General features: G+C 59.5%; 16 protein-coding genes and 4 pseudogenes. 3 read left to right on the top strand and 17 right to left on the bottom strand.

The window, feature by feature from the left end:
- Window positions 1-50 precede the first annotated feature (50 nt).
- From HEP69_RS08325 to glpD, 6 genes are read right to left on the bottom strand one after another with little or no spacing between them, the layout of a single operon-like run.
- Entirely contained in the window at window positions 51-323 is a 273-nt protein-coding gene (locus tag HEP69_RS08325; protein WP_290558087.1) for a DUF2160 domain-containing protein, read from the bottom strand.
- Between the two features lie 12 nt (window positions 324-335).
- Window positions 336-1,187: a carbohydrate ABC transporter permease gene (locus HEP69_RS08320; protein WP_290558086.1), complete on the bottom strand. Its 852-nt coding sequence runs from the start codon at window positions 1,185-1,187 to the stop codon at window positions 336-338.
- Between the two features lie 3 nt (window positions 1,188-1,190).
- On the bottom strand, window positions 1,191-2,060 hold the full coding sequence (locus HEP69_RS08315; RefSeq protein WP_290558085.1) for a sugar ABC transporter permease: 870 nt from the start codon (window positions 2,058-2,060) through the stop codon (window positions 1,191-1,193).
- Entirely contained in the window at window positions 2,060-3,136 is a 1,077-nt protein-coding gene (locus HEP69_RS08310) for an ABC transporter ATP-binding protein (protein ID WP_290558084.1), read from the bottom strand. The genes HEP69_RS08315 and HEP69_RS08310 overlap by 1 nt, the downstream gene beginning before the upstream one ends.
- 12 nt (window positions 3,137-3,148) lie before the next feature.
- A complete protein-coding gene (locus tag HEP69_RS08305) occupies window positions 3,149-4,237 on the bottom strand; it encodes an ABC transporter ATP-binding protein (RefSeq protein WP_290558083.1) in 1,089 nt (362 codons plus the stop codon).
- A gap of 11 nt (window positions 4,238-4,248) precedes the next feature.
- Complete coding sequence (gene glpD / locus HEP69_RS08300) at window positions 4,249-5,835, bottom strand: glycerol-3-phosphate dehydrogenase (RefSeq protein ID WP_290558082.1); 1,587 nt, start codon at window positions 5,833-5,835, stop codon at window positions 4,249-4,251.
- Window positions 5,836-6,094: 259 nt separating this feature from the next.
- On the opposite strand from glpD, the gene HEP69_RS08295 reads away from it, so the two are divergent.
- Window positions 6,095-6,889 carry a DeoR/GlpR family DNA-binding transcription regulator gene (locus tag HEP69_RS08295; protein WP_290558081.1) on the top strand — a complete coding sequence of 265 codons (795 nt, stop codon included), beginning with the start codon at window positions 6,095-6,097 and terminating at the stop codon, window positions 6,887-6,889.
- A 468-nt stretch (window positions 6,890-7,357) separates the two neighbouring features.
- Window positions 7,358-7,750 carry a DDE-type integrase/transposase/recombinase gene (locus tag HEP69_RS08290; protein ID WP_290558080.1) on the top strand — a complete coding sequence of 131 codons (393 nt, stop codon included), beginning with the start codon at window positions 7,358-7,360 and terminating at the stop codon, window positions 7,748-7,750.
- On the opposite strand, the pseudogene HEP69_RS08285 reads toward HEP69_RS08290, so the two are convergent.
- From HEP69_RS08285 to HEP69_RS08240, 10 genes and pseudogenes are all read right to left on the bottom strand, one after another.
- Window positions 7,734-7,928 (bottom strand): annotated as a pseudogene (locus tag HEP69_RS08285) (transposase); the annotation flags it as partial. The gene HEP69_RS08290 and the pseudogene HEP69_RS08285 overlap by 17 nt on opposite strands.
- Before the next feature lie 91 nt (window positions 7,929-8,019).
- Window positions 8,020-9,063, bottom strand: a complete 1,044-nt coding sequence (locus HEP69_RS08280; protein WP_290558079.1) for a succinylglutamate desuccinylase/aspartoacylase family protein — start codon at window positions 9,061-9,063, stop codon at window positions 8,020-8,022.
- Window positions 9,064-9,405 (bottom strand): annotated as a pseudogene (locus tag HEP69_RS08275) (30S ribosomal protein S6--L-glutamate ligase); the annotation flags it as partial. It lies immediately after the preceding gene.
- A 450-nt stretch (window positions 9,406-9,855) separates the two neighbouring features.
- Window positions 9,856-10,575, bottom strand: a pseudogene (locus tag HEP69_RS08270) (transposase); the annotation flags it as partial.
- Between the two features lie 31 nt (window positions 10,576-10,606).
- Window positions 10,607-13,012, bottom strand: a pseudogene (locus HEP69_RS08265) (HAD-IC family P-type ATPase); the annotation flags it as partial.
- Between the two features lie 52 nt (window positions 13,013-13,064).
- Window positions 13,065-14,429 (bottom strand): TIGR00366 family protein, encoded by a 1,365-nt coding sequence (locus tag HEP69_RS08260; RefSeq protein WP_290558077.1) that lies wholly within the window; start codon window positions 14,427-14,429, stop codon window positions 13,065-13,067.
- A complete protein-coding gene (locus HEP69_RS08255; protein ID WP_290558076.1) occupies window positions 14,426-15,451 on the bottom strand; it encodes a patatin-like phospholipase family protein in 1,026 nt (341 codons plus the stop codon). Before HEP69_RS08255 ends, HEP69_RS08260 begins: the two co-directional genes overlap by 4 nt.
- Before the next feature lie 129 nt (window positions 15,452-15,580).
- Window positions 15,581-16,216: an OsmC family protein gene (locus HEP69_RS08250; RefSeq protein ID WP_290558075.1), complete on the bottom strand. Its 636-nt coding sequence runs from the start codon at window positions 16,214-16,216 to the stop codon at window positions 15,581-15,583.
- A gap of 111 nt (window positions 16,217-16,327) precedes the next feature.
- Window positions 16,328-19,447 (bottom strand): efflux RND transporter permease subunit, encoded by a 3,120-nt coding sequence (locus HEP69_RS08245; protein ID WP_290558074.1) that lies wholly within the window; start codon window positions 19,445-19,447, stop codon window positions 16,328-16,330.
- Window positions 19,448-19,458: 11 nt separating this feature from the next.
- Window positions 19,459-20,979 (bottom strand): efflux RND transporter periplasmic adaptor subunit, encoded by a 1,521-nt coding sequence (locus HEP69_RS08240; RefSeq protein WP_290558073.1) that lies wholly within the window; start codon window positions 20,977-20,979, stop codon window positions 19,459-19,461.
- Window positions 20,980-21,175: 196 nt separating this feature from the next.
- Here HEP69_RS08240 and HEP69_RS08235 point away from each other — a divergent pair, with 196 nt between their 5' ends.
- Window positions 21,176-22,081, top strand: coding sequence for a LysR family transcriptional regulator (locus HEP69_RS08235; RefSeq protein ID WP_290558072.1), 906 nt, complete (start codon window positions 21,176-21,178; stop codon window positions 22,079-22,081).
- A 196-nt stretch (window positions 22,082-22,277) separates the two neighbouring features.
- Here the strand turns inward: HEP69_RS08235 and HEP69_RS08230 are convergent, their stop codons facing one another.
- The gene (locus HEP69_RS08230; protein ID WP_290558071.1) at window positions 22,278-22,475 is read right to left on the bottom strand and encodes a hypothetical protein; all 198 of its coding nucleotides are present in this window, start codon (window positions 22,473-22,475) and stop codon (window positions 22,278-22,280) included.
- Window positions 22,476-22,689: the final 214 nt, after the last annotated feature.

The raw sequence follows: 22,689 nt of genomic DNA, 5'->3' as shown, positions 1-22,689 counted from the left end.
AGTGTTCTACCGATCGCGCCATCGGCGCGGTCGGGTATTCATCAGCGCAGCTAAACGTATCGAAACACCAAAAAGGCGTAGACCGCGCAGACCCCCAAGGCCCACCACTGGACCATGTCTGTCAGCCCCAGCCAGGCCAGATTGATAAAGGCCGAGCCGAGGAGTGTGATAAAAAGCCTGTCCCCGCGCGTGGTTTCGATGCGCAAGACACCTATGCGGGGCGTCTCGGGGAACCTGATCGCCAGGACCGTGAAGGTGATCAGAAGACTGGCGATCACCATAAAGAAGATCGCTGTCGGCCAGGTCCATGCCATCCATTCCATAGCAAAAACCTCCTATACGCGGCCCAGGGCAAAGCCCTTGGCGATGTAGTTGCGGACGAAATAGATCACCAGCGCGCCGGGCACGATGGTCAGCACCCCTGCGGCTGCCAGCACCCCCCAATCCACACCCGCCGCTCCTTGGGTTCGTGTCATGATTGCGGCGATGGGTTTGGCATCCACCGTGGTCAGCGTCCGGCTCAGCAACAGTTCCACCCACGAGAACATGAAGCAGAAGAACGCCGCCACGCCGATGCCCGATGCAATAAGCGGCATGAAGATCTTCACGAAGAACGTGCCAAAGGAATACCCGTCGATATAGGCGGTCTCGTCGATCTCTTTCGGCACACCCCGCATGAACCCTTCCAGGATCCACACGGCCAGCGGGACGTTGAAAAGACAATGCGCCAGCGCCACGGCAATATGCGTGTCAAACAGGCCCACACTTGAATAAAGCTGGAAGAACGGGAGGGCGAAAACGGCCGGCGGCGCCATCCGGTTGGTCAGCAGCCAAAAGAACAGATGCTTGTCACCCATGAAGTGATAGCGGCTAAAGGCATAGGCCGCAGGCAGGGCCACGGCAAGGCTGATCACCGTGTTCATCACAACGTAGATCAACGAGTTGATATACCCCGAATACCAGGCCGGATCGGTCAGGATGGTGCGGTAATTCTCCAGCGTCGGAGTGCTGGGCCAGAGCGTGAATGTGCTGACAATCTCGGTGTTTGTCTTGAAGCTCATGTTCATCAGCCAATAGATCGGCAACATGAGGAACACCAGATAGAGAACCATAACCACGGTACTGCTTTTGACCTTCGGCAGTGAGGCGCCGCGGCTTTGGGGTTGGGAGATGGAGAGATCGGCCATGGCTCAGCCCTCCCGCTTATCGAGGTTGGTCATCACGGTATAAAACACCCAAGAGATCAGCAGAATGACGAGGAAATACATGATCGAGAAGGCCGCCGCCGGTCCCAAGTCAAACTGACCAAGCGCCATCTTCACCAGATCGATCGACAGCATCGTGGTGGTCGATCCCGGCCCGCCTCCGGTGACCACAAACGGCTCGGTATAGATCATGAAGCTGTCCATGAAGCGCAGCAGAACCGCGATCATCAGAACGCCCATCATCTTGGGCAGCTCGATATAGCGGAACACGTTCCAGCGGCTTGCCTGATCGATCTTGGCCGCCTGATAATAGGCATCGGGAATGGATTTCAGACCGGCATAGGCCAACAGCGCCACCAGTGAGGTCCAGTGCCAGACATCCATGACGATGATCGTCACCCAGGCCGCGAACGGGTCGCTGGTATAGTTGTAGTCAATCCCCAGCGCCGCGAGCGTATAGCCCAGAAGGCCGATATCCACACGGCCAAAGATCTGCCAGATAGTGCCCACCACGTTCCAAGGGATAAGCAGCGGCAGCGACATCACCACAAGGCAAAAGCTTACCCAGAACCCCTTTTTGGGCATGTTGAGCGCAATGAACACGCCCAGCGGGATCTGGATCAGCAGAATGATGGCCGAAAACAGAAGCTGGCGCCCAAGCGCATCCCACATCCGGTCATCGCGCAGCATTTCCTTGAACCACTCAAGCCCGGCCCAGAAAAACTGGTTGTTCCCGAACGTGTCCTGCACCGAATAATTCACCACTGTCATCAGGGGTATGACGGCAGAAAAGGCCACCAGCACAAGCACGGGAAGCACAAGGAACCAGGCCTTTTGGTTGACGGTCTTTTCCATCACGCCGCCGTCCCTTCGGTGCGCCAGTCATCGACATAGACATTGACATGCGCGGGATCGAACGCGACGCGCGTCATGTCGGGCGAGATGCTCTCGTCCTCGCCTGTAACTATGTTGATTTCGCTGCCGAAAAGATCAGCGCGCACGATCTTGTGGCGGCCCACATCTTCCACTCGGCGTACCTTGACCGGCAGACCTTCGCCATCGGTCAACCGGACGAATTCGGGCCGCACGCCCAGCTCGACCTTGCCCGAAAGCGCGTCGAAGGACTGGCTCAGCCTGAGCGTCGCACCGTGCACATTCGCGGTCATCCCATCGACGCTCGCCGGGATGACATTCATGCCCGGCGATCCGATGAAATAGCCCACGAACGTGTGCTCGGGTCGTTCGAACAGCTCTTGCGGGGTGCCGATCTGGACCACACGACCGTCAAACATGACGACAACCTTGTCGGCAAAGGTCAGCGCTTCTGTCTGATCGTGGGTGACGTAGATCATCGTGTGGCCAAACTGGTTATGCAGGGATTTAAGCTGCGTGCGCAGCTCCCACTTCATATGCGGGTCGATCACCGTGAGCGGTTCGTCAAACAAAAGCGCGTTGACATCCTCGCGCACCATGCCCCGTCCTAGCGAGATCTTTTGCTTGGCATCCGCTGTGAGGCCGCGCGCACGCTTGTTCAGCTCTGCCTCCATTCCGATCATCTTGCCGATCTGCTGGACCCGTTCGGCGATGTATTGCGGGGTCGCGCCCCGGTTCTTGAGCGGGAAGGCCAGATTGTCACGCACGGTCATCGTGTCATAGACGACGGGGAACTGGAACACCTGCGCGATATTGCGGTCCGCCGTGCTGGCATCGGTTACGTCCACATCGTCAAACAGGATGCGCCCCTGGCTGGGATGCAAGAGGCCTGAAATGATGTTCAAAAGCGTGGATTTCCCGCATCCCGAGGCGCCGAGCAGGGCATAGGCCTCGCCATCGGCCCATACGTGGTTCAACTCCTTGAGGGCGAAATCCTCCTCGCTCTGGGGGTTGGGAAAGTAGGAATGCGCAAGGTTATCCAGTGTGATCTTTGCCATGGTCTGCCCCCCTCAGGCCGCGATCGCGTAGGATGCGGGCGCCACAAGCCCACCGTCCTCGCCGAAAATGTAGACATGACGCGGATCCAGATAGACCTTGAGCGGCGCGCCAAGCGCCAGGTCATGCACGCCGTGGATCAGGCCAACCCACCGCTCTGCGTGGTGGTCGAGATGCACGAAGGTCTCTGATCCCGTCAGTTCGGTGACGACAAGCTGGGTGTCAAACACCATGGCACCCGCATTGTGAGAGATAATCTCTACGTGATTGGGTCTGAACCCCGCCAGATAACGGCCGTCCGCCAACCCTTCCATCGGGCCCGTGGCCGCAGAACTTTGACCGTCGCCAAACATGATTTTGCTGCCTGTCTTGCTGACCTGCAGAAAGTTCATCGGCGGGTCGCTGAACACGCGTGCCGTGATTGCATCCACGGGCTGGCGATAGACGGTTGCGGTTTGGCCAAACTGGGTGACACGCCCTTCCCAGAGCGTCGCCGTCGATCCGCCCAGCAGCAACGCCTCTTCGGGTTCGGTCGTGGCATAGACAAAGATCGATCCCGCTTCTTCAAAGATTTTGGGGATTTCGATGCGCAGTTCCTCGCGCAGCTTGTAGTCCAGGTTCGCCAGCGGCTCGTCCAGCAGGACAAGACCTGCATCCTTCACAAGCGCGCGGGCAAGGGCGCAGCGCTGTTGTTGCCCCCCCGAAAGCTCAAGCGGTTTGCGGTCAAGATACGGCGACAGTTGCATCAAATCGGCAGCCTTGCGCACAGCCGTGTCAATCTCGGCCCTGGTTTTGCGCAAAAGGCGCATGGGCGAGGCGATGTTGTCGTAGACCGACATGTTCGGGTAATTGATGAACTGTTGATAGACCATGGCGACCTGCCGATCCTGCACGCGCTGATCGGTGACGTCCTGCCCTTGCCAGAACACGCGCCCTTCAGTCGGTTTATCGAGGCCCGCCATCAAGCGCATCAATGTCGTCTTGCCCGACAGCGTCGGGCCCAAAAGCACGTTCATCGTCCCTTTTTGCAGGGTCAGATCCGTTGGTTGGATATGGGTCAGCCCGTTGACGACCTTGGACACGTTTCTAAGCTCGAGTGTCATGTCGAAGTCCCCTATTCTGCCGCCGTTTTCTGCACGGATCGCAGCGCGTCTTTCATCCAGGCATCCAGCCGATCGACCTGGTCCTTGCTAAAGCGCAGGCCAAGCTTGCCCCGGCGCCACAAAACATCCTCGGCACATTGGGCGTATTCCTGGTCCATCAGCCAAACCACCTCTCGCTCGGTCAGTGTTTCGCCAAAATCCTCGCCCAGATCCTCGGCCGTTTTGGCATTTGCCAGCACATGCCAGGCATCCGTGCCATAGGCACGGATCAGGCGTGTGGCCCATCGGTTGGTCAGGAACGGGAACGCCTGGCGAAGCTCGGCGTGCAAACTGTCCACGCCGGAAACCGGGAAATCGCCACCCGGAAGGGCCGCACCGGCCGTCCAGGGTTTGGGCAGATCCGGGAAAGCGATCTTGATTTTGTCGAGCGCGCTTTCGGCCAAACGGCGATATGTTGTGATCTTGCCACCATAGACGTTCAACGCCGGGGCGCCACGGCTGCTTTCCAGCTCAAGCACGTAATCGCGTGTGGCGGCCGTCGCGCTTGTAGCGCCATCGTCATAGAGCGGGCGAACGCCCGAGAATGTCCATAAGACATCCGCATCCGTGATAGGGTCATTCAAGTACTTGTTAGCGAAATCAATAAGATATCTTTTTTCTTTCGGTGTGCAGAAAGGTTTGACGTTTGCGTCCTCATGGTCTGCATCGGTCGTACCGATCAGCGTAAAGTCGGTCTCGTACGGGATGGCAAAGATGATCCGGCCATCCGTGCCCTGAAAGAAGTAGCATTTATCGTGATCAAAGAGCCGCCTGGTAACGATATGGCTCCCACGGACCAGACGCACGCCTCCTTGACCATTGCTGCGCAACGTCTGTCGCAGAACGTCGCCAACCCACGGACCGGCGGCGTTCACGACCATTTTTGCCCTGACCGTCTGAGTTGTGCCAGTTGATGTGTTTTCCAGCGTCACGCGCCACGCGCCGTTCTCGACATCGGCCGAAACGACTTTTTCCCGCGGCAGAATGGTCGCGCCCCGCGCCTGGGCGTCCCGTGCATTGAGAACAACCAGACGGGAATCCTCGACCCAGCAATCGGAATACTCAAACGCCTTCTTGAACTTGGCGTTCAAGGGCGCACCCTCGGGCGCGTCCTGAAGGGTCAAGCTGGACGTCCCGGGCAGCAGTTTCCGCCCACCGAGATTGTCATACAGAAACAGACCCAACCGGATAAGCCATGCGGGTCGGCCACCCTTTAGCCACGGCATCAAGACGCTCAAAAGCTTGGTCGTGGGTGTGGTTGCATCAAACGTCATGCTGTCGTGGTAGGGCAGCACAAAGCGCATCGGCCATGAGATATGCGGCATCGCCTTGAGCAGTGTTTCGCGCTCGATCAGGGATTCACGCACCAGCCGGAACTCGAAATACTCAAGGTATCTCAGCCCACCATGAAACAGCTTTGTCGAAGCGGAAGAGGTTGCCGAGCCAAGATCGTTCATCTCGGCCAGGGCGACGGTCAGACCGCGCCCCGCGGCATCGCGCGCGATGCCACATCCATTGATCCCCCCGCCGATTATCAGCAGGTCGAACCTCCGCTTCATCGTTGAACCTCCCTGACGATCTCGCAGATCGCTATGAATTACTGACAACAAACGATCACAAAGGGAAGAAATTTCTATTCGTTTGTGATCGTATCACATTAAGTATCTGATAAAATTATAGAAATTTACTCAGGAGATGGCAGGAACTTTGGCTCTAGGACGAAAAACCTCATGCGGTATGGTGTATGAACGCTCTAAAGCCCCCGATTCGAGCAAGAACGCACATCGATGCACAGAAAACGAAACCATAGGAACAGTGATGGTTCAGACTTTGCGCAAACCGGAAATCATCAGCATCGCGCGCCGCGAGGGGCTGGTTACCGTCGATGGTCTGGTTGCGCATTTCGGCGTCACACCTCAAACAATCCGCCGTGATTTGACCGAGCTTGCAGAGTCAGGCCAGCTTGAGCGCGTGCATGGCGGTGCCATCCTACCCTCCAAAACAACAAATATCGGTTACAGTGAACGGCGCGAACTCAACCAGACGGCCAAGGTCGACATCGCGCGGGCCTGTGCCGCGCGTATCCCGAATGACTGCACGGTGTTCCTCAATATCGGCACCACAACCGAGGCGGTCGCGGTCGAGTTGATGCGTCACGAAGGTCTGATTGTCGTGACCAACAATATCAACATCGCTGTTATCCTATCAACAAACGAAACCATCGAGGTGGTTGTGACGGGTGGCAACCTCAGGCGATCCGATGGGGGTTTGATCGGCGATCTGGCCAAGCAAACGATCGGACAGTTCCGCTTTGACTATGCCATTGTCGGCTGTTCGGCCTTGCGCGAGGATGGCGAGATTCTCGATTTTGACTTTTCGGAAGTGGGCGTCAGCAAGGAGATCATCAACAGAAGCGAGAATGTGTTTCTGGTCGCAGATGCCTCGAAATTCGAACGCAAGGCACCCGCCAAGATCGCGTCCTTGGCATCCGTCAGTGTTTTCCTGACAGATCGGGCACCACCCGAAAAGACCAAGTCAGTGTGTCAGGCTGCCGGAACACAGATCATTGTCGCTCAAGATCCTGCGCATCGCCATGCTGAGGCGATAGATTGATAACGAAAAACTGGCCTTATGGGCCGTGACGGCACCTGAAATCCGGGCTCTGACGCAAGCTGAGATTTGCAGTCTGCTGATCTTTGACGTGACAGGGGACTGTTGCGTCATTTGGGGCATTTAGCCAGTTTCAGATTTTTGAGGATGGTGATGCCGCACCAATCCCGGGTCAAGCACCACCGCTTTGCGCGCGATATCGTACTTGACGCGGTGCGTTGGTACTTGCGTTACCCGCTGTCGTATCAAGACGTGGTTGATCTGCTGGCAAAGCGCGGCATAGCTGTTGACCGATCGACTGTGTTCTGCTGGGTCCAGAAGTTTGGCCCAGAACTGACGAAGCGAACAGAGAAACATTTGCGCCGTGCAAGCGTCGACTGGCATGTGGATGAGACCTAGATCCGCATCGGCGGCAAATGGCGCTACCTGTGACGGGCGATCGATGCGAATGGCAAAATCGTTGACGTCCGCTTGACCGCACGACGAGACGCAAAGGCGGCCAGGGCCTTCTTGCGCAAGGCCATCGAGCGCGTCCGGCTCCACCGACCCGTATCGATTGTCACAGACAAAGCCCACAGGTGTCGGCTGATCATCCGAGAGGAAAACCGCCGATATGATCCGCATTTCGACAGCATCAGACATATCGACCGAAAATGGCAGAACACCCTGATCGAGAGCGACCACGCCGCAATCAAACGGCTGCTGGGATACCATCAGAGCTTCCGGTCCTTGCGAACGGCCAAGGCGACCCTGAGCGGCATTGAAACGTTGCGAACGATCAAACGCGGCCACATCCATCACAAGCAACCAGGCGTCCGAGGCGAAATTCAGTTCATCAACGCGTTGTTCAAAATCGCAGCATGACTGCTGGTGTCCTTAGGCTCAGGACACATAGGCAGTAAATGACGATTGCGGCAAACGCGATTGCAGACAGGAAGACCTTTGGGCACCTGTCGTATCTGGTTGCCACGCGCCGCCAGTCCTTTAGCCTTCCGAACATTATCTCGATCCGGTTGCGTCTTTTGTAGCGGCGCAATTTGTCGGTGTTTCGGCGGTAAGTAACTCTTTGATCGTTTGCGGCATTTTCCACCCCTCTCAAGAAATGGACATTGGTAGCGCTCGACGATGCGCCCTCATATAATTTCGTCCTCGTCAAACAGTGGATCGCCGGACAAGAGATCATTTAGATCGAGCATTGCTTCCTCTGCGCGCATGACGGACTTGACTTTGGCGAGGTGAAAGACAGCGTCACCTTCGTTGACGATTGGCAAGACAGCACGACCTACGATGATCCCGCTAAAAGGTGCGATGATTTCTTGTTCTTCCTCACCGAAGGGATCCGATACAGCCGCCATCAAATCACCTTCTTCAACGATGTCTCCGTCTCCGCGAAAGGTGCGCAGCAAGCCACCCAACGGTGCGCGAAGCCATTTGCTGGATGTACAGAATTGCGATGGCGCCTTCGGCTTAGCGATACCCTTTGTCGGGACCATTTCAAGGTGTCGCAAGATACGTAGAACACCGGAAACACCGGCTCTGATGGAAAGCTCATCGAAACGAAGCCCTTCTCCAGCTTCAAAAAGCAAAATGTCTTTGCCAATGTCTTTTGCCGCACCGCGCAAGGAACCCTCGCGCAGGGGTGATTGCAATATAACAGGCGCGCCAAAGACTTCAGCGAGTTCTGCTGTTCTAGCGTTGTCCGGCGAAATTCGGATTTGCGGCAAATTTGTGCGGTAGATCGCAGCAGAATGCAGGTCAATGCCGAGGTCGCATCGCGCAACAATTTCGTTCAGAAACAAATGAACCAACCGAGATGCCAAGGACCCGCCGGTGCTACCCGGGAACGATCGGTTGAGGTCCCGTCGATCTGGCAAGTAGCGAGAATGGTTGATGAAGCCAAACGCATTCACAATTGGGATGACGATCAGTGTGCCGCGCAGAGAATTCAGGTTTTTGGCCCTAAGGAGACGGCGCACGATCTCGACGCCGATCACCTCATCTCCGTGCACGCCTGCACTGACAAAGACCGTCGGTCCGTCCAATTTGCCGTGAACAACGTGTAGCGACATGGAAACCGGGGTGTGGTCAGAAAGCACGCTAACCGGCAGGTCGACCGTTCTACGGGTACCTGCCGGAACGTCGCAGCCGTTTATCTTGAAAGCTGCACGATGAGTCATCTAGCCCTTGCCCTTGGTCTTGGTCGCGCCAGGCTTGGCATTCTTCTCAATGTATTCAATAATTTTGCCCGCAACATCTAATCCGGTTGCTTTCTCGACGCCCTCAAGACCAGGGGACGAGTTCACTTCCATGACGACCGGTCCGTGATTGGCACGTAGCATGTCTACGCCACAGACATTGAGACCCATAGACTTCGCCGCACGGGGAGCAGTTGCCCTTACTTCTGGCGATAGTTTGGTAAACTGTGCTGAACCACCACGGTGCAAGTTTGATCGGAAATCGCCCTCTGCGCCGGTTCGCTTCATAGCTGCGATGACCTTGCCCCGCATCGCGATGGTCCGATCACGTAGCAGCGAAAGTGCGGTCTCGGTTCGGGCCAAATCGACACGTACCAATGACCGGAATGGCGACTTGCGCCGCGCTGAAACGTTGAAAGTGCCGCAGATGCGAACGTATGCTGCGTCAGCGAAGGCAAGAAATCCAACGACGGTTCTGTCCAAGGTTTGTGGCTGCTGTCAGCACGAGCTGCAGCGGCGACAAATCTGACAAGGAGGAAAGCGCGGGCGGCTTTCGCGTCTATGGAGATTGTGGCTCGGGGCTTTGGCAAACGGTGCACTGAGCTGCCCGGCCAGTGGGGCGGATGAGTGACATCTCATCGCGTTTTCTCTGACGAGTTTTCGTATCGACGGCTCTTTGCAATGTCGCAAGCTTGGCTTTGCACAAATTCGTTGGGACCGGCCGCAGAGACTGGTCCGGGGCTCCAGATTGTGGAGCCGGGTGTGATGTTTGGATCATGCTGCCTCCTCCCATGGCGGGGCGCGGGATTTTGGGGTCTGGCCACGGGTGAAGGTCTCGATAACACGCATCGTGCCGCCGCATTCTGGGCATGTGTGCTTCAGGTCTTGTTCCAGTGTCTCGCCGTGTGCATCGACGTCGGCCATCGGTTCAGGTTCGCGTGCTTTATCCAATAGACGCCTTATCTTCTCGATCTTGTCGCGACGAATGCCATTGGCCAGGAACCCCGCGTGGCGGATGCGGTGGAAGCCGGGCGGCAGGACATGGATCAGGAAGCGGCGGATGAACTCAGGCGTGTCGAGGCGCATAACCTTCATCCGGTCACCACGCTTGATCCGATAGTCTTTCCAGCGGAAGGCCACGGTGACGCCATCGGCGCTGACCAGGCGGTGGTTCGAGATGGCGACGCGGTGGGTATAGCGGCTGAGATAGGCCAGCACGGCTTCGGGCCCGCCGAAGGGTGGCTTGGCATAGACGACCCAGTCGGTTTTGCGCAGCGGCGCGAGGTGGGCCGCGAAGTTATCAGGGTCTGCCAGTCCCACCAGATCGCCGAAGAAGCGCAGCTTGCCGACCCGGTGCAACCTCATCAGTCCTTCGAGGAACAGGCGGCGGAACAGTCGAGACAGGACTTTGACTGGCAGAAAGAACCCCGGGCGGCAACGTATCCAGCGGGTGCCATCCGCTGACAGCCCGCCACCCGGCACGACAACGTGCACAGGCGACCTCATCTCCTCGTGCGAGCGACCATTGAAAAACGCCATAGGCGGATATCGCCATGAGTCCGGCCACGACGCACATCTGCCAGAGCATCGCCCGGTTGATCATCGGGTCATCCGGACGGCGCGGCGCGCGCGCCATGACACCGATTTCTGCCGGGTCGAAGGCCAGAGTCAGACCAAGCGCAACGGCGGTTACCATGTTGATCCAAAGGATATGCGTGGCCTCCAGTGGCAGAACCGCGCCCGTGAGGATTGCGGCAAGGATAATCAGCGCCTCACCCATATTCGTCGGCAGCGTCCACGCCACAACCTTGCGTATATTGTCGTAGATCACCCGCCCCTCACGCACCGCCGCGGCGATGGTGGCGAAATTGTCGTCTGCCAAGACCACGTCTGAAGCGGATTTCGCAGCTTCCGTGCCTTTGATGCCCATTGCCACGCCGACATCAGCTTGTTTGAGAGCGGGCGCATCGTTGACACCGTCGCCGGTCATCGCAATCACCGACCGATCGTGCCGCAGAGCCTTGATCAGCCGCAGCTTGTGGGCGGGTGTCGCGCGAGCAAAGATACGTGCGGTGGCGATCCGTTGACGCAGCGTATCATCATCCATCGCGTCAATGTCGGATCCCTGCACCACTGTACCGTCCGCTGGGGTAATGCCCAGATCTTGCGCGATGGCGTGCGCCGTTGCGGCGTGATCGCCGGTGATCATCGTGACGTCTATGCCTGCGGCTCTGCACTCGGCAACAGACGCGCGTGCCTCTGGTCGGGGCGGGTCAACGAACCCGGCCAGTCCCAGAAACTCGAACCCCTCCTGGAAATCGCGATGGGCGTCCAAGCTGTCCTGGGATGTCACATGCTTGCGCGCGAAACCAAGCACGCGCTGCCCTTGCGCCGCCATTGTCGCGATCCGTGCCTCCCACGGCGCGATTTCCAAAGGATCGCTGCCAACGCGGCGGGCTTCATGTGCGCACATTTGCAGAACCCGCTCGGGGGCCCCCTTCACATGGATGACCCGGTTACCATCAAGGCTCTCGTTCAGCACAGCGTTGAACTTTTGCACACTGTCAAAGGGCAGTTCGTCTATCCGTGTCTCGTTAATGCAAGCGTCGATCGCGTCCGCCTTATGGCCGAGCGCGACAATCGCCGCATCCATCGGATCGCCTGTCGCGCGCCACCTGCCCGTGGCGTCGTCGCACAACAGATCGGCCTCGCTGGTCGCGAGTGCGGAGTGCAACAGCCCGAAACATCCCTCGCGCCCCTGTTCATCGCACAGAAGCTTGCCCCTTGGGTCATAGCCGTTTCCGCTGACCTCGATCTCGCGTTGAAACTCCGCGGGCCGCAAGCTGCGCACCGTCATTTCGTTCTGCGTCAGTGTGCCGGTCTTGTCCGTGCAGATGACCGATACAGCGCCAAGCGTCTCCACGGCGGGCAGTTTCCGAACAATGGCGCGCCGCCCAGCCAGCCGTTGGACACCCAGGGCCAAGGTAATTGTGATCACCGCTGGCAGACCTTCGGGGATCGAGGCGACCGCCATGCCGAGCATGGCAAAGAAGGCCTCCTCAAAGGTGTAGTCGCGCGCGCCAACTGCAAATATGAAACCAGTCACGCAGAGAGCTAAGACAGCCACGGTCAGACCTTTGGCGAAGCGATTCATCGTTTCGATCAGCGGGGTGGAACCGGTTTCGATCTCGGTCAGCATCGCGCCGATGCGTCCGATCTCGGAGCGTTCGCCAGTCGCGACGACAAGGCCGGTGGCACGGCCGGAGGCGATGATCGTACCCGCGAAGAGCATCGAGGTGCGGGAATGAAGTGCGGTGCCGGCGGGGACAGCTTCGGGGCACTTTTCAACCGGCACCGCTTCGCCGGTTAACGCGGCCTCTTCGGCGCGCAGGCTCCGGGATGTGAGAATACGAAGGTCGGCGGGCACGCGGTCGCCCGCCTCCAGAAGGACAAGATCGCCGGGCACAAGATCCGCAGCGGATACATCGCAGACCATCCCCGCGCGCCGCACACGCGCCGTGGGGGCCAGCATATCGCGCACCGCGGCCAGGGCGTTTTCAGCCTTGCCTTCCTGCCAAAGCCCGATGGCGGCGTTGACCACGACGACGCCGAGAATGATCCAGACATCTGTCCAATGGCCGGTGAGCGCAGTGATTGCAGCGGCCCCCAAAAGCACCCAGATCAGCGCGTTGTTGACCTGAGCAAACAGACGCACGGCGAGGCCGGGGCGTTCGGCGACAGGTAGCGTGTTCGCCCCGACCGCCTCGCGACGCTCCGCGACCATCACTTCGGTCAGGCCGTCTTTAGGGGTGCCTTGGCGCAGCTGCGCTGCGCTTGGCGATAGATCATACCAGTCACGCGGGGGGCTCGGCGTCGCGGAGGCCTCGAGGTTGACGTGGCTGATCGGCGGTGTGTTGTCTCGGGGTGTCATGGTCGTGGATCTCCTTGGCTCGAGTTGCTCCGGAAAGAGGGGCGGCGGGCTCTTATGGCAGGAAGGTTAAGCCGATCATCAGAACAGCCCCGGACATCAGAAGCGTGACGAGGCAGAAGCCCATGATGTCGCGCGCCTTGAGCCCTGCGATGGCGAGCGCGGGCAGCGCCCAGAAAGGCTGGATCATATTGGTCCAGGCGTCCCCCCAGGCGACGGCCATGACAACGCGCGGGATGTCTGCGCCGAGGGTTTCGGCGGCGGGGAGCATGATCGGCCCCTGCACCGCCCACTGCCCGCCTCCGGAAGGGACCAGCACGTTCACAAATCCCGCGCTGAGGAAGGCGAAAAGCGGCAGGGTCGACGCATCTGCTCGTTCGACGAACAGATCGGTCAGCCCGGCGGCCAGTCCCGCGCCAACCATCATGCCCATGACGCCAGCGTAGAATGGGAACTGGATCAGGATGCCGCCCACACCTGAAACGGCGTGACCGACCGCCTGGCTGAAACTATGCACCGAACCATGGAGTGCGAGGGCAGCGAACAGGAAGATGAAATTGATGCTGTTAAGGGTCAGCGCGAAGGTGCCCGCCGCGATCTGCCAGACCACGAAAGCAATCCCGAATGCGCCAACAAACCAGCCAAGCCATGGCGCGTGTTCAAGCCGCGCGGCGGGGGTGTCGGGGCGTGTACCGCCCGTTCCGGCGTCTTCTGGAAAGTCGATCTGATGGGCAAAGGTCGTGGGCCCCCCGTGGTTCAGCATCAGACGGTTGATCAGTGGCAAAATCAGGACCAGCACGCGGATCAGGATCAGATTAAAGGGGGCAAAAAGCGTCTCGGAGGTCGGAACCAGACCCACGGTGTCCTCCAGAAAATTCCCAGGGGTGGCGGCTGTCAGTGGAACGGAGCCCGAGAGCCCCGCATGCCAGATCAGGAACCCCGAATACGCGCTTGCGATCAGCACCCGATAGTCGACGTCCGGCACCTCTTGGGCGAGCCGCCGTGCGAAGAAGGCGCCGATGACAAGGCCAAAACCCCAGTTTATCCAGCTTGCCGCCATTGCGACCAGCGTCGCCAAGATTATTGCTGTCCCTGGCGACCTGGCTAGACGCGCCAATGCAGTCAAGGCGCGCGAAAATACCGGGGTGGAGGCCAGCACATGGCCCGTGACCAGAACCAGCGCCATCTGCATTGCGAATTCCAGAAGCCCCCAAAAACCCTCCCCGAAATAAACCACCATCTCGACCGGGGTTCCGCCGCCCGTCGCGATGCCGAGGACAAACACGAAGAGCGTCAGCAAGAGAACGATGGCCAGCGGATCAGGCAGGTAAGCCTGGATTGCGCGATCGATTGCCCCGGTGAGCCGTCCAAAAAGCGTCGGCTCGGCAGAGAATTGCGGGGTGTGGATGCTGTCGGTCATTGCGGGACCTCTGCTATGTGTGTTTGTGACGCGGCGAACAGGGTCGCGGGGTCGAAGGTTTCCTCATGTCCGATGCGTGGGCCGTCCTCGGTCAGGAACCGGTCGGCCCGCGCATATCCACTATCATGAAGATGTGAGAGGTAAGCCGCCTCCACATTCAGCTTCGAGGACGGCGCGAAATCGTTCAGGATGTCGTCACACAGCACGCGGTGCAGGCGCATGGCCGAACCAGTTCCGAATTTCTCACGCAAATGCTGTGCCGCCCGCAATTCTTTCAGGAGGGCCGCGTTGAAGGTGATCTCATTCATCCGGTTGGCAATGTCGTGCGCCGTGCGGGGCGTGCCATTCCGCTCGAAAGGGTTGGTTTGCACCAGGATCAGGTCGGCGCCCGGAAAATCGCGCACCAATGGGAACAGGGCGGGATTGCCGGTGTAGCCGCCATCCCAATAGGGATCGCCTTCGATCTCGACGGCGCGAAAAAGCGTGGGCAAGGCGGCAGACGCGAGGATCGTGTCGATAGTGAGGTCGGGCTGCGTGAAAATACGCGGTTGCCCGGTGCGCACATTCGTTGCGGTCAGATAAAGCCGGGGCGCGGCATCGGAATTCAACAGATCGAGGTCAAGCCGGTCGTCCAAGATTCGGCGCAAAGGATTATGGTCAAGCGGGTTCATCTGGTAGGGCGACCAGAACCGCGACATCATATCATACCACAGATAGGCTGGGTTTTGATCGAGCGCCCAAGATCCAAGAAAGCGCGCCCGAGGCGTGCGGCGAAACGGTGAAAACAGGCCAAGTTGCGCAACCTCGGCCCAGTATTGGCGGAGGAGCGCGGTGGCATGTTCGGCGCCGTCCTCTGCAAGACCCTGCGCCAGCATCGCGGCGTTCATCGCGCCCGCGCTTGTGCCGCTGACGGCACAGATTTCGAAGCGCGGAGTCTCGAGCAGCCGGTCGATGACCCCCCACGTCAGAGCGCCGTGCGACCCGCCGCCCTGCAAGGCCAAAAGGATTTTTGTCCCAGACATCAATCTGTCGTGCTCCTTAGCGTTTGTCAGTTTCGAACGAACCGGGGCGGCATCTCCTCCGTCCGCCCCGGCCGTGGCGCTGTTCTGTGAGCGGGACAGAGATCCCGGAACGCGCCAAGCTCAGTCAAATCAGGCCGACAGATGAGGACCGGTGCCGCCCACATCGCCCACATGCTGACCGTTCAGATGGAGACCCGTCGCCACAGGCGTGGCTGCGGCGACGGTTTGCAGTGCCATGCAGGCCTGTCGGCAGTAGCCGATGAACTCCGCCAGACGCTCTGGAGTTTCCGGGCTTTCGATCACAAGGTTGAGCTGCATATGCTCGCCTTTTCCATAACTGTCGGCGGGTGCGATATCGCCAAGATCCATTGTGGTCGTCCAGGTGCTGCGTTGCTCCAGCCGTGCAGATGTGATCACGAAATCCTGGCTTTTGGCCAGCATTTCCACATGGCTCATCATGCAAAGCCCCAAACCGGCGGCGAAATACATCAGCGGTGACGGCGCGGTTCCGCGTCCGCCAACGGCGGTGCCTTCGTCCGAGATCAACTCCCACGTGCCGCCATTGGGGACGTTGGAAAAGATTGTGACCTTCTTCAAGTGCATGCCCTCAGCCATGCTTTCGACATTCACATGGGCATCGAAGCGCATCCGCTCGCCTTGCTTGACCTTTTCCAGCGTCGGGTCCGGGAGTGTATTCTGGTGCGGCGTGGTTTGAACTTTGCGAACGATCGTCCGATCGTTCATGTCCCAAGCGATATCTTTCATGTTGGTCTCCTTTTCGATTTCGGTTTCGGGTTTTGGTGGGGCCGGTCTGTCGACCCGGTAAGAGTGGGGAGCGTTACATCCGCGCGCAGGGGGCGTCGGTCCATTGGCATGTCATTCGGCAGGCACGGCCGGTTGGCCCTCTCCCGCGCGGGTCCTTCGATCAGGCGGAGCTTCTGGATCGGCGTCCAGTTCCTTGGCGAAGAAGATCGAATAGACGACGGGCACGAACCCGAGCGTCAGGATCGCGCCCATCGTCAGACCCGCCGCCATCACCGTTGCCATCCCGAAAAACAGGGGATCGACCGACACGATCAACGGCATCAGGCCAAGAACCGTCGTCACCGTCGTCATCAGGATCGGGCGCAAGCGGCGCATACCTGCGCGTATGATTGGCTCAAATCCGGTATGTCCTGCGGCCCGTTCGATCTCGATCCGGTCGATCAGAACGATGGCATTGCACATGACGATACCGGCCAGCGACAGCATGCCAAGGATCGGCATGAACCCGAAATCCGCACCGAAGCCGCGCAATCCCAAGGCGACTCCCACGAGGATCAGCGGGAGCGTCATCATCAAGATCGCAGGGCGCCGGAACGAGTTAAACTGCATGACAAGAAGCAGGAGTATCACCCCGAAGCTCAGGGGCATATTAACCAACAGCGCGGCACGGCCTTCCGCGGATTGGGTGATAATGCCGTCATATTCGATGGAGTGGCCCGGGGGCATCGCCGCTTCCAGCTCGGTTAACGGACCGTCCAGCAGCGGCACCATATCCTCCGCGCCCATAAGGTCTGAGCGGGCCTCGACTGTCACTGTTCGGGCCAGGTTCTCGCGTTCGATGCGGCTATAGCCGTTGACGAAACCCACATCCGCCACCTGCGCCAGGGGCACCACGGCCCCGTCGGTGCCAAAGATCGAGAGCGTGCGGATCTGGTCCAGATCCGTGCGCTCACCCTCGACGGCGCGGGCGACGATCGGGATCACGTCATCTCCCTCGCGAAACTCCGAGACCGGGCGACCGTTGAGATAGGCCGACATTGTCCGAGCAATATCGGCCGAGGTCACGCCAGCGCGGCGGGCGCGGGCCTGATCAACCTCCACCACGAGGCTGGCGATGCGGTTCTCCCAGTTCTGGCGAATGTCACGGCTACCGGGAATGATTTTGGCAATCAGCCCCTCGATCTGGCGCGCCGTCTGATAGATGTAGTCCCGATCCGGCCCGATGACCTGGACCTCAAGGACGGAGCTGTCCGAAGGCCCCAAGAACATCCGCGTCACACGGCTGGCAAGATGGCCAAATTCGGTATCAAGATGTGCGCGCAGTTCGGTGACGGCGCGGTCCATACTGTCTGGACCATCGACATTCATCACGATCACCGCGCGGTTCGGTGCCGGGTCCACGGGCGTCAGTGACAGGACAAAGCGCGGGCCGCCAAACCCCACATAGGCCACATGGTCGATCAGCCAATCGAACCGTTCGGGGGTGAGCGTCGGCAGCAGTGCCTCGATTTCGGCTTGCGTCGTGTTGGTCGTTACATCCGCAGGCAGGTCAAGGTAAGTGATGATTTGCGCGCGATCTGAGCCTGGAAAAAAGCGGCTCGGCGCTGTCGCGATGGCGGCGGCCGAGGCCACGAGGGCCGCGACCATACCGAGGAGAAACAGCGCCCGATGGCGCAAGGCCCATCGGATCGCCACCTCGTAGCCCGCAATCAGCGGATCGAAAGCGCGTTCGTAAAGCGGGCGTTTGGCGCTCGGGTCCGGCGGCGTCGCAAACCTGTGTGACAGAAGCGGCGTCACCATCATCGCGATGAGCCAGGAGATCGAGAGCGTGATCGCGATCACGAGGCTGATCGAGCGCGTGTATTCGCCGGCCACATGTTCTGCGAGCATAAGCGGCAGAAACACGAGGATCGTGACCGAGGTGGACACGAATAGCGGCAGGGCGAGCGTGTTGCCAACACTCTTGAGCGCGTCATCTCGCGCCTCGCCCTCACCGATGCGGCGCTTGAAGTCTTCGGCGACGACGATCCCGTTATCGACGAGGATGCCGAGCGCGATCACAAGGGTGGCCAGGCTCATCCGTTCGAGCGGCATTCCGAAGACGCCCATGATCGCCAGCGTCGCCAGCGTGATAACGGGGATGATCGCGCCGACGATGAGACCCGTTTGCAGACCAAGAAGCAGGACCACGATCCCAAGAACCAGACCGAGCGTCTGAAGCACGTTGAACGAAACACCGAAGACGGCTTGTTCCACCTGATCCGCCTGAAAGGTCGCGATGTCGATGGTGAAGCCGAAGGGCAGGGTCTGTTCGATCTCGGCCAAGGCGTTTGCGGCATCGGGGCCGAACTCCAGCACATTGCGACCCTCGTGCATGGCAATAGCGAACATTACCGCCGGATCGCCTTGATAGAAAACGGCTTGCGGGGCCGGGTCGACGATGCCGCGCCGCACATCTGCTACATCGCGCAGAGCGATGGTCTCACCGGTTCCGGGGATCTCGATGAGTGTGTTGCGGATGGCGTCAAGATCGTGGAAATCGCCCGTAGGCTCGATAAGGACAGCGCGTTCGCCCAGATCGATCTGGCCGCCCGGACGGATAGTGTTTTGGCTTGCAAGCGACTGCGCTATAATCTCGGGGCTGATGCCTAGCTGGGCGAGTTGTGCGTTGCGGCTTTCGATGTAGATACGCTCGGGCTGCGCGCCGACGATGTCGATCGCTTTCGCGCCGTCTACGGAGTAGAGTTGATCGCGGACATACGTGGCCATGTCGCCCAGTTCCGCAATCGTGTGATCCGGCGAGCGCAACACCGCGGTCACGACGGCCACATCGCCGGTGTTGTCCAACACCTGCGGAGGCCGCGTCCCCTCGGGCAATCCGGCGGCGGCGACCTGGACCTCGGCGCGCAAATCATCCCAGATCTGATCCAGCGCGAAATAGCGGTCATAGACCTCGACATGGATGATCGAGAGGCCGGAAACCGACGACGAACGTATTTCCTCAACCTCAGGAAGGCGCCGGATGGCCCGTTCGAGTGGGCGTGTGACCAATTCTTCCACCCGTTCGGGGCTTAGGCCTGGATAGGGTGTTTGCACGATCGCCTGGCGAATGGTGATCGCCGGATCTTCTTGGGCGGGCAGGTTGAAGTAACTGAAGACCCCAAACACCATCAGGATCGCGACGATGGCATAGACGATGCGTTGGTTGCGGTAGGCAATCTGTGTGAGCATCGATAAAGCCCTCAATCATCGTAGCGGGCAATACCTACGCCCCGCAGCGCGACAGGCATGCCATCTCTAAGGAAGGGAAGGCCCCTGGTTGCGACGATCTCGCCACGCTCAAGGCCATCGGACACCAACGAAACCGTGCCCTCGCGCCCAACAACCATGATCTCGCGGCGCTCCAGCGTGCCGGTTGCTTCGTCAAAAACGAAGGCCACATGTCCATCCCCATCAGCCGGGGAAATCGACGTGTAGGGAATGGCGGCAAGGCCTATATCCGCTTCGCGGTTCGGTTGCATGGGAAGCGACAGGTGTACCTCGACGGTCATTCCGGCGCGCACCGGCTTGGTTTGGGCCACAATGTCCAGTGTTACAGGGAATCCTGTTGTTGCGTTCGCTCGGCTCCCGATTTCGTGGACGCGCGCAATCACGGGGCTGTCAGCACCGTCCAGCATGATCGCGCGGTGCTCGGTATCGGCCTCGATCTCTCCGATCAAGGTTTCTGGAACGACAAGTTCGATCTGGAAGCCGGCCGCTTCGTTCTGTATCTCGAAGACCGGAACACCGGGTTGTACGGCCTGGGCTGGTTCGATCAACCGTGCAGCAACCACACCGTCGAAGGGCGCACGCAGAACCGCGTCGTTCAGACGGTCCTCCGCTGATCGAATGGCGGCAAGTGTCATATCGAGACGGCTCTTCGCGCTTTCCGCAGCCGCTTGAGCGCGGTCCAGAGCGGCCTGACTGACCGCGCCGCTTTGTTGCAACTGCTGTTGCCGTTCAAATGTCAAATTCGCTTCATGTGCTATGGCTTTGGCTTCGATCAAAGCCGCTCGACGCTCATCAAGCGCCAGTTGCAGGGGCGTTGGATCAAGGTCCGCCAAGATGTCGCCACGGTCAAAATGCTGACCCATCTCCACATGAACCTGCGATACCGTTCCGCCGACTTCGAATGACACAGGCGCGCGATCTGCGGCAACGATGCCCCCTGTCAGAATTCTCGTGATGCGGTTGTCGAACGTGGTGACTTCTGCCCAGTCAATCGGTCGCGCGTCGCGGTTGGTTTCGCGTGGCTCAGTCTCGGGCAACACTGGTTCGGGGTAGCTGAGCATGACGGCGGGCTGCCGCACACCGGTCCCGGGGAGGCTTGTCAGGCGGGAACCTGCCTCGGCAATCATCGGATAGGCTGCAGCAGAGCGCACGAGAGTGGCCTCCTCCGGCAGCCGCGACAGCAAGGCGCCGGTCACAAAGACGGCGATCACCGCAAACTCGCCGGTCGACACGAGCAAGGCGGCAAATCCTGACCCGGCAGAGACAGTCGTCCCCCGCAGGCGCCGCCACAGGACAACGACGGTGAAGGCAGTCACGAACCATATGCCAACCAGCGCCAGCGCGCTGTCGGCCGTTCCGACAGAAAGCGCCAGGACGACACACCCAAGAAGGCCAGCCGCAAGCAGTGACGTAACTACGATCCCGCCGCGCAGCCCCAACAGGCACAGCAAAAATAGGCCAACAATCAAGGCGTAGTCATAGGGTCCCAACATGGTGCCTCCATCTTGCTTTTGTCGAAGATGCGGCCTTGACCGCGTTTCGAGTAGTGCCAGCTTTGCAATTTATCGTTCCAAAAATGGAACAGCCAAAGCAGCCAAAAGTGCTTTGTTTCTGGTAACGTGATCATCGGCTGATGGCGGACCCGTCCGCTGCGGAACGATCAGTTCCAGCTCTTAAATGGAGAATGCGATGCCTATGCGGTCGGCTATTGGACTTGACGATCTTCGCCATTTTTATCTGGTGTCGGAAGCGGGAGGGGTGAGCGCGGCGTCTCGTCAGTTCGGGATATCGAAGGCGACACTCTCCCGCGCATTGGCGCGTCTCGAGGAGCGCGCACGGGGTCCGCTGTTCGACCGTGTGAGCACAGGGGTTCGGCTGACGTCTGCGGGCGAAACTCTCATTGATGCGGCCCGACAGGCGACCGAAGCGGGCAGTGCGGCCATCGAAGTCCTCAGTGTTGTTACCGAAGAGCCGGGCGGAACCTTGCGCGTCGCAGCGAGCGCGCTCAGCGGACAGAATCTCCTCGGCCCGGTCATTGCACGACTGACGCGGGACTATCCGAAGGTAACGGCACGGATCTCTGTCACGGCCAGCGGACCAGACCCTTTGGCCGAGGAGCTTGACTTGGTGCTGCGCCTTGGCCGTCCCGAGGAGCCTTACCTCATCGCCCGCAAAATTGCCGCAACACCGATGAAGCTCTATTGCGGGGTGGAATTTGCAAAGACCCACCCGGTTGACGATCCGGCCGCGGTCGTGGGCCTTCCCAGGGTCTGCATCGATGTGCCCGGCGCGCCTCTTACGTGGACCCTGGCCGGACCCGATGGCGCGACGGTTGTCTGCGACGCACCACCGCATGTCTTTGTTGGTGACCCGACGGTCGCCCTCGGGATGATCCGGTCCGGTGCGGGCATAACGATGTTGCCTGGGATTTTCGGCGACCAGCAGGTGCGGCGCGGTGATGCCGCACCGGTTCTCCCGGAATGGGAGATGGGCAACGTCGAGATTTTCGCAGTTTTTCCACCGCGTCGATCCAGCGTGCCCGCCGTTCGGGTATTGATCGATTACCTTGTGGAGTATGCGGAAGAGTTCGGATGATTCGATCTTCGAATTGATAGTGCTCGTGGGGGGGCCGGCAACGGAAAAAAGCTCAGTTTCTTCGGCCCAGTAACCAGAGACCGGCTTCGGGAATTGCTCCCGGCCGGTCACAGTCTCGGTTCCTTCATTCACGAAAGCTGGCGTTCTTGTTCAGCCATTTTGCTTCTGACGAGCGTGGCAAACCCCCGGTCGGTGGTCACGACCGCGTTTCAGCTTTCTTGCGAGCAACAATATGCATCGTTGGCGGCTGCGCTGCTCCGAACAAGATGACACCGATGCCGAGGAGGGCGGTTATGCCCATGGGAGTTGAGAATATCATCGCCGCGGCGATCGCTCCGATGCCGGGCCCTGCGGCGGACAACAGGGCAGTGGTCAGCCAGAAAAGATCAGACATATCACCGCTCGTTTTTCGAACCGTGAATCAAGCCGCTAGACGGAAATCAATGGGTCCTGACCCTTCTGTATTTTCGTTCTGCTAAGCTGGCCGCGCCACCTGCCCCGGCCAGGGCCGATGGCGGGGTGGTGCGCACGGTCTGACCCTTGTGGCCCGACCACGTTCCTTGCCTTTCGGCACCCCCCCTCTTCATGGTCCCGACAGTTTAGTGGGG

Source organism: Aestuariivita sp., from assembly GCF_021404545.1.
Classification (GTDB): Bacteria; Pseudomonadota; Alphaproteobacteria; order Rhodobacterales; family Rhodobacteraceae; genus Aestuariivita.
Note: the sequence above shows the minus strand (reverse complement) of the source record. Positions and strands in the feature narration are given on the sequence as shown.

Excerpts from the sequence above, each read along its gene's own strand:
- HEP69_RS08325 (WP_290558087.1), bottom strand. The coding sequence starts at position 323 with ATGGAATGGATGGCATGGACCTGGCCGACAGCGATCTTCTTTATGGTG.
- HEP69_RS08320 (WP_290558086.1), bottom strand. The coding sequence starts at position 1,187 with ATGGCCGATCTCTCCATCTCCCAACCCCAAAGCCGCGGCGCCTCACTG.
- HEP69_RS08315 (WP_290558085.1), bottom strand. The coding sequence starts at position 2,060 with ATGGAAAAGACCGTCAACCAAAAGGCCTGGTTCCTTGTGCTTCCCGTG.
- HEP69_RS08310 (WP_290558084.1), bottom strand. The coding sequence starts at position 3,136 with ATGGCAAAGATCACACTGGATAACCTTGCGCATTCCTACTTTCCCAAC.
- HEP69_RS08305 (WP_290558083.1), bottom strand. The coding sequence starts at position 4,237 with ATGACACTCGAGCTTAGAAACGTGTCCAAGGTCGTCAACGGGCTGACC.
- glpD (WP_290558082.1), bottom strand. The coding sequence starts at position 5,835 with ATGAAGCGGAGGTTCGACCTGCTGATAATCGGCGGGGGGATCAATGGA.
- HEP69_RS08295 (WP_290558081.1), top strand. The coding sequence starts at position 6,095 with ATGGTTCAGACTTTGCGCAAACCGGAAATCATCAGCATCGCGCGCCGC.
- HEP69_RS08280 (WP_290558079.1), bottom strand. The coding sequence starts at position 9,063 with ATGACTCATCGTGCAGCTTTCAAGATAAACGGCTGCGACGTTCCGGCA.
- HEP69_RS08260 (WP_290558077.1), bottom strand. The coding sequence starts at position 14,429 with ATGACCGACAGCATCCACACCCCGCAATTCTCTGCCGAGCCGACGCTT.
- HEP69_RS08255 (WP_290558076.1), bottom strand. The coding sequence starts at position 15,451 with ATGTCTGGGACAAAAATCCTTTTGGCCTTGCAGGGCGGCGGGTCGCAC.
- HEP69_RS08250 (WP_290558075.1), bottom strand. The coding sequence starts at position 16,216 with ATGAAAGATATCGCTTGGGACATGAACGATCGGACGATCGTTCGCAAA.
- HEP69_RS08245 (WP_290558074.1), bottom strand. The coding sequence starts at position 19,447 with ATGCTCACACAGATTGCCTACCGCAACCAACGCATCGTCTATGCCATC.
- HEP69_RS08240 (WP_290558073.1), bottom strand. The coding sequence starts at position 20,979 with ATGTTGGGACCCTATGACTACGCCTTGATTGTTGGCCTATTTTTGCTG.
- HEP69_RS08235 (WP_290558072.1), top strand. The coding sequence starts at position 21,176 with ATGCCTATGCGGTCGGCTATTGGACTTGACGATCTTCGCCATTTTTAT.
- HEP69_RS08230 (WP_290558071.1), bottom strand. The coding sequence starts at position 22,475 with ATGTCTGATCTTTTCTGGCTGACCACTGCCCTGTTGTCCGCCGCAGGG.